The 5,139-nt window shown below is 74.4% G+C and carries 6 protein-coding genes; 2 read left to right on the top strand and 4 right to left on the bottom strand.

Annotation, left to right across the window (positions count from 1 at the left end):
• Both E1291_RS38900 and E1291_RS38895 read left to right on the top strand, forming a co-directional pair.
• Positions 1-487, top strand: a 487-nt coding sequence (locus tag E1291_RS38900; protein WP_165495507.1) for an EamA family transporter, incomplete at its 5' end; no start/stop codon positions are given.
• A 123-nt stretch (positions 488-610) separates the two neighbouring features.
• Positions 611-1,510: a DUF5954 family protein gene (locus tag E1291_RS38895; protein WP_131743030.1), complete on the top strand. Its 900-nt coding sequence runs from the start codon at positions 611-613 to the stop codon at positions 1,508-1,510.
• A gap of 37 nt (positions 1,511-1,547) precedes the next feature.
• Here the strand turns inward: E1291_RS38895 and thiI are convergent, their stop codons facing one another.
• The 4 genes from thiI to E1291_RS38875 form a co-directional block, all read right to left on the bottom strand.
• Positions 1,548-2,792 (bottom strand): tRNA uracil 4-sulfurtransferase ThiI, encoded by a 1,245-nt coding sequence (thiI, locus tag E1291_RS38890; protein WP_131743029.1) that lies wholly within the window; start codon positions 2,790-2,792, stop codon positions 1,548-1,550.
• A gap of 103 nt (positions 2,793-2,895) precedes the next feature.
• Positions 2,896-3,921: a 6-phosphofructokinase gene (locus tag E1291_RS38885; RefSeq protein ID WP_131743028.1), complete on the bottom strand. Its 1,026-nt coding sequence runs from the start codon at positions 3,919-3,921 to the stop codon at positions 2,896-2,898.
• A gap of 150 nt (positions 3,922-4,071) precedes the next feature.
• A complete protein-coding gene (locus E1291_RS38880; protein WP_131743031.1) occupies positions 4,072-4,710 on the bottom strand; it encodes a response regulator in 639 nt (212 codons plus the stop codon).
• Positions 4,711-4,743: 33 nt separating this feature from the next.
• The coding region (locus tag E1291_RS38875; protein ID WP_242614652.1) for an ATP-binding protein at positions 4,744-5,139 on the bottom strand (396 nt) is incomplete at its 5' end.

Genomic DNA, 5,139 nt, shown 5'->3' with positions numbered 1-5,139 from the left:
TGCCGAGCACCTGGCCGGGTGCGCGGCGCTGGCCGGCGGCGGGCGGGACGCCGGCGTGGAGCCCGGCGGCATCGCCCTGGCGCTGCTCGCCGGGCTGTCGTACGCGGCCTACGCGACGGCCGCGTCCGTCCTCATCACCCGCGGCGAGGACGACCGCGCCGTCTCCGGGACGCTGTTCGGGGCCGCGGCGCTGCTGCTGCTCCCGGTGCTGCTCGCGAACCCGGCCGGATGGCTGCTGACCGGCCCGGGCATGCTCACCGCCCTCTACCTGGGGGTGGTCACCACCGGCGGCGGCTACCTGCTGTTCGCGCGCGGGCTGCGCGGCACGCCCGCCACGACCGCGACGACGCTGACGCTGGCCGAGCCCGCCGTGGCCGCGGTGCTCGGGACGGCCGTGCTGGGCGAGCACCTCGGCGGCCTCGCCCTCGGCGGGCTGGCGCTGCTGGCGGCCGGACTCCTCGTCCTCGTCGCGCCCGCCCGGCGCTGACCGGCCGGTTCCGGCGGGTCCGCCCGCCGGAACCCCGGGGAACCACGGAAAACGCGCCGCGGGCGGTAACAAAGTGGTCTGAACCACTCGCCAGAACGCGGCGCGGCGGGGATGATGTCCGGCATGACAACGGGCGATGGGGACGCCTCGGGGAGGTTGTTCCCGGAAGACCTGGACGGCGTCGACCCGGTCGCCGCGGTGATGATGGCCGACGCCTGCCGCTCCATCGCCGCCTATCCCGACCTGGTGGTCGTCGGAGCCCTGTTCACCGCCGCCGAGCACGTGCCCGGCGGCTGGCAGATCATCTGCCCCGGCGACCCGCTGCCCCAGGGGGCCCGCGAGCTGCTCGCCGACCACCTGGAGGACCGGGCGCTGGACGCCGGGCCGGACGGCCGCGAGCTGCGGGAGGCGGCCGCGGCGCTGCGCGCCGGGCCCGCCGACGAGGTGTCCGCCGCCGGACGGCGGTTCCGGATCGTGCGGATCGAGCAGCTCGTCCGCACCAGCTCCGACGGGCCGGAGCCGCCGCGCCCGACCGACCTCGACCCGCATCCGGCCGACCGGCGGGTGCTGCCGAGCCGGCCCTACGACCTGCTGCCCGAGGACCGGCCGTCCTCCGAGCTCGCCACCGCCGAGCTGCTGTGCCAGGTGCTGGACGCCGCGGCGGGGACGGGCAACGAGCCCTCCGGGGCGTTCCTCACCCCGCTCACGCTGGCGCCCGCCTTCACCGTCGCGGAGCGGACCGGCAAGCGCTGGCGGCCCGTCGGACGGCTCTACGACACGCCCCGCCAGGCACGGGACGCGCTGATCTCCTACTTCCGGCACGTCGTCCCGGCGGTGGAGCGCCCCGGCCGCGACGACGCGGCCGACTACGCCGAGGCCGCCGACCTGATGGCCGACGAGACGCGCCGCAACGGCATCGCCGTCGCCGGCCGCCGCTTCCGGATCGTGCGGATCGAGCGGATCACCCTGATGGGCCCCGACGGCCCCGAGCCGCCGCGCCCGAACGACTACGACAGCCTGTGACCGCCGGGCCCCGCGCGGGCCGCGCCGGGCCCGCGGATCAGGCGTCGCCGTAGACCGGGCGGTGCTCCTGGACGGACGCGGCGAGCTGGTCGGCCAGCTCGCCGACGTCCAGCCGCTTCTCGATCTGGCGCAGGTCGTCGATCTTGGCCTTGGTCTCCGCGCGCCGCGGCGCCAGCATGGTGCAGCAGTCCTCGTCGGGCAGCTCGGAGATCGTCAGCGTCCGGATCCGGCGCGCCTGGTCCATGATCTCGACCTTGTCCATGCCGACGAGCGGGCGCAGGATCGGCAGCTCGACCGCGTCGTCCAGCGCGGTGATGTTGGTGAGGGTCTGGCTGCTGACCTGGCCGAGCGCGTCACCGGTGATCAGCGCGGCGCCGCGCAGCCGGCGCGCCAGCACCTCGCCGGTGCGCAGCATCAGCCGGCGCTGGGCGATCACCGCGAGCCGGTCGGCGCCGGAGGACTTGATCTGCTGCTGGGCCTTGCCGAACGGCACGACGAACAGCCGCGACCCGCCCTGGAATTTGTCCAGCTCGCGGACCAGCGCGTACGCCTTGTAGATCGACTCCGGGCCGGTGAAGGGCATGCCGGAGAAGTGCAGGTAGTCGACCCGCAGGCCGCGGCGCATCATCCGGTACGCGGCGACGGGCGAGTCGATGCCGCCCGACATCAGCACCAGGGCGCGGCCGCTCATCCCGACGGGGAGCCCGCCCTGGCCGGGGAGCCCGCCGGAGAAGACGAAGACCTCGTCGCGGTCGACCTCGATCGACAGCGTGTGCTCGGGGGCCTTCAGCCGGACCGGCTGCCCGTACCGGTCGGCGACGAGGCCGCCGATGTGGCGGTCGAGCTCGGTCGAGGTGAGGGGGAAGCGCTTGTCGCGGCGCCGGGAGCGGACGGCGAACGAGCCGGTGCGGCCGTCCATCAGCTCCAGCGCGGCGCGCTCGACGCTCGCCAGGTCCTTGCCGACCCGCCACGCGCGGTGCGCCCACACGATGCCCATGACGTCGGTGACCCGCTGCGCGAGCCGGTCGACGGTGGCGACGTCGGCGTCCTTGGTCCGGACGATGAACACGCCGTGCCGGCGGATCACGTCGACCCGGGCGACCGGGCGCAGCGCCAGCCGGACGTTGTCGGCGAGCCGCCGCTCGAACAGCTCCCGGTTCTTGCCCTTGAGCACCACCTCGCCCAGTTTCAGCAGCACGCAGGGCTCGCCGTCGACCGGCGACGGCTCCCGGACGGCCGCGGGGGCGGCCTGCGCCGCGGGCGCGGTGTCGAGCGTGGTCATGCGTGAGCCTCCTGGCGGGAACCGGAAAAGGGCGAACTTCTAGTGTGGCCCAGACACGCCAACGCCGCGACCCGCTCCCGATGTTCCCGCCAGGACGGCCCCGTCAGCCGAAGAAGACCTCGGACTCGGAGTACCGCTCCAGCGGAACGGTCTTGATCTCCCTGGTCGCCTCGTCGAGGCCCACGCGGACGATGTCGGTGCCGCGCAGCGAGACCATCTTCCCGAAGTCGCCGTCGCGGACGGCGTCGATCGCCTGGAGGCCGAAGCGGGTGGCCAGGACGCGGTCGAACGCGGTGGGGGTGCCGCCGCGCTGGATGTGCCCGAGCACGGTGGCGCGGGCCTCCTTGCCGGTGCGCTTCTCGATCTCGGCGGCGAGCCGCTGGCCGATGCCGCCGAGCCGGACGTGGCCGAACGCGTCGCGCTCGCCGGTCTGCAGCTCCATCTGCCCGTCCACCGGGTGGGCGCCCTCGGACACCACGATGATCGGCGCGTAGCGGGTCTTGAACCGGCTCTCCACGTACTCGACGACCTTGTCGATGTCGAACGGCCGCTCGGGGATGAGGATGACGTTGGCGCCGGCGGCCATCCCGACGTGCAGCGCGATCCAGCCCGCGTGCCGTCCCATGACCTCGCAGATCAGGGCGCGGTGGTGGCTCTCGGCGGTGGTGTGCAGCCGGTCGACGGCCTCCATGCCGATGTTGACCGCGGTGTCGAACCCGAACGTGTAGTCGGTGGCGTTGAGGTCGTTGTCGATGGTCTTGGGCACGCCGACGACGTTCACCCCGTGGCCGTACAGCTCGCGCGCGACGCCGAGGGTGTCCTCGCCGCCGATGGCGATCAGCGCGTCCACGCCGAGGCCGGCGAGGTTGTCCTTGATCCGCTCGACGCCGCCCTCGACCTTGACCGGGTTGGTCCGGGACGAGCCCAGGATCGTCCCGCCGCGCGGCAGGATGCCGCGGACGGCCTGCACGTCGAGGGCCACGGTGTCGCCCTCCAGGGGCCCCCGCCAGCCGGCCCGGAAGCCCACGAACTCGTACCCGAAGACCTGCACGCCCTTGCGCACGGCCGCGCGGATGACCGCGTTCAGCCCCGGGCAGTCCCCGCCGCCGGTCAGCACTCCGACGCGCATGCCGTCTCCCTCTCCCGCCACCGGTCTCCTCCCTTGGTTCACATGGCAAGACTAAACGTCAGCGTGCGATCACACAGGGCATTCGCCGCCCGCCCCGGCGCGCCGCATTGGTCTAGACCATAGTGGTTCGGCGGGAGGGAGGGGCCGCGGTCACTCCTCTTGGTCGAGCCCCTTCTCGATGGCGTAGCGGACCAGCTCCACACGGTTGTGCAGCTGGAGCTTGCCGAGGGTGTTCTGCACGTGGTTCTGCACGGTGCGGTGCGACAGGACGAGCCGCTGCGCGATCTGCTTGTAGGTCAGCCCCTTGGCGACGAGCCGCAGCACCTCGGTCTCCCGGTCGGTGAGCCGGGGCGCGCCGTCCTCCTCTCGCGCCGGGGCGGCGGCCAGCCTGCGGTACTCGCCGAGGACGAGTCCCGCGAGCCCCGGGGTGAACACCGCGTCGCCGCCGCCGGTGCGCGCGACGGCGTCCAGGAACTCCTCCCGCGCCGCCGACTTCAGCAGGTAGCCGGTGGCCCCGGCCTTGACCGCCTCCAGGACGTCCTGCTGCTCGCCGCTCGCCGACAGCACCAGCACCCGCACCGGCGGGTCGGCCGCGACCAGGTGCCGGGTCACCTCGACGCCGCTGATGTCGGGCAGCTGCAGGTCGACCACGGCGACCTGCGGCCGCACGGCGGCGGCGACGCGGACCGCCGCGCGCCCCTCGCCCGCGGTCGCGACCACGTCGTGCCCGGCCTCGGCCAGGTCGCGGGCCACCGAGTCGCGCCACATCGGATGGTCGTCGACGACCATGACCCTGAGGGGAACCTCGCTCACGGCCCCACCCTACGGGCCCGCGGGGACGGTCATCTCGATCTCGGTCCCCTCACCGGGCGCGGAGACGATCGAGACGGTCCCGCCGAGATCGCGGATACGGCCCCGGATGGACTGGGCGACGCCGAGCCGCCCGTCCGCCGCGGCGGTCTCCAGCCGGTCCCGCGCCATGCCGGGGCCGTCGTCGCGGACGCTGACCGTGATCTCACCCGCTCCGTCGTCCTCCAGCAGCACCCAGGCGCGCGCGCCGTCGCCGCAGTGCCGCCGGACGTTGTCCAGCGCGGCCGCCACCGCCGCCTCGACCTCCCCCGCCGCGTGCTCGGGCAGCCGGACCGGCGTCGCCGGGGTCGACACGGTGACGGACGCGGACGCGTGCACGGTCAGCAGCGGCCGCACGTCCACCGCGCG

The organism is Actinomadura roseirufa (assembly GCF_900659635.1).
In the GTDB taxonomy this organism is placed as follows: domain Bacteria; phylum Actinomycetota; class Actinomycetes; order Streptosporangiales; family Streptosporangiaceae; genus Spirillospora; species Spirillospora roseirufa.
This window is presented reverse-complemented; position numbering and strand designations above follow the sequence as displayed.

What these genes read in the sequence shown, in the direction of transcription:
- thiI (WP_131743029.1), bottom strand. Translation starts at nt 2,792, where the DNA reads ATGACCACGCTCGACACCGCGCCCGCGGCGCAGGCCGCCCCCGCGGCC.
- E1291_RS38880 (WP_131743031.1), bottom strand. Translation starts at nt 4,710, where the DNA reads ATGGTCGTCGACGACCATCCGATGTGGCGCGACTCGGTGGCCCGCGAC.
- E1291_RS38895 (WP_131743030.1), top strand. Translation starts at nt 611, where the DNA reads ATGACAACGGGCGATGGGGACGCCTCGGGGAGGTTGTTCCCGGAAGAC.
- E1291_RS38885 (WP_131743028.1), bottom strand. Translation starts at nt 3,921, where the DNA reads ATGCGCGTCGGAGTGCTGACCGGCGGCGGGGACTGCCCGGGGCTGAAC.